This window comes from Mesorhizobium sp. M2E.F.Ca.ET.209.01.1.1, from assembly GCF_004010375.2.
GTDB lineage: Bacteria > Pseudomonadota > Alphaproteobacteria > Rhizobiales > Rhizobiaceae > Mesorhizobium.
Window position 1 is genome coordinate 1 of record NZ_SADP02001213.1, and the last position, 288, is coordinate 288.

Sequence of the window (288 nt, forward strand, 5' to 3'; positions counted from 1 at the left end):
AAGCCCATGCCGAGCAGCGGCGTGATCAGGCAAAGTGCCGCGCCGAGCGCCCCCAGCGCCTGCGCCTTGACGATGCGAGTGTAGACGGAGCGCCGCGTTTCGGCGTCCACGTCCTCGGCGATCATGCCGTTCCTGTCGGCATACCACCAGCTTGAAAACAGGGTGGCGCCCAGCATCAGCAGATTCAGCCAGTAGACCAGCACCGCGATCCTGAATTCCAGGAAATCGGCAAGAAGGTCGGTGGAGAAGGGCAGCAGCGCGATGAAGGCGAGAAAGCACAGGTTCAAT

General features: G+C 62.2%; 1 pseudogene. It reads right to left on the minus strand.

Annotated features, from left to right (window positions below):
• Positions 1-288: pseudogene (locus EN852_RS39785) on the minus strand (hypothetical protein); the annotation flags it as partial.